General features: G+C 51.8%; 1 protein-coding gene. It reads left to right on the top strand.

Features of this window, described 5'->3' with window-relative positions; genetic code table 11:
* Positions 1-400: 400 nt before the first annotated feature.
* Positions 401-602, top strand: a 202-nt coding sequence (locus tag A3730_RS09905; RefSeq protein WP_156501127.1) for an NAD(P)-binding protein, incomplete at its 3' end; no start/stop codon positions are given.

Here is a 602-nt window from a genome sequence, read left to right on the forward strand (position 1 = left end):
GGCCAGGGCCAGATAAACAGATAAATGAGAAGAAACGAAACAGCCAGCACGGGGATCGCCGGGCTGAGTAACCAAAGGTAACGTTTCCCGTCGTGCCAGTCAGGGAGTGTGGTGGTTGAGTCTGTTGATGCCATGGTGCCACCTTTGTTCTGCTTTTCGTTTAACGCTATACCCCTTATGGAATGGGGCCAAGTACTGCTTTGTATAGACTTGGAAACGGCCTGATGATTACTTTGGACGTAAAAATGCAAGGGCCATTCCGTGGATGCATGCTGCGTGACCTGGCGGATACGGGGCAGGCAGAAAAAGTCGGTTGCCTGTGGTTGTTGGCAATGGGATGGTGAACGGTAAAGGAACTCTTTACGTGATGATTTGACCGGCTGTTTAAGGGAGCGTTCTCATGGTTAGCCAGCACAAGCATGCCGAAAATAATGAACACACCGGTAATGATGTGGATGTCCTGATAATCGGTGCAGGGCTGTCGGGTATCGGCATGGCCTGTCATCTTGGCAAGGATTGCCCGGACCAGCGTTTTGCTATTGTTGAGCGGCGCAAGGCCATGGGAGGAACCTGGGATCTGTTCCGTTATCCGGGGATTCGTT

It is taken from the genome of Alcanivorax sp. HI0044 (assembly GCF_001634945.1).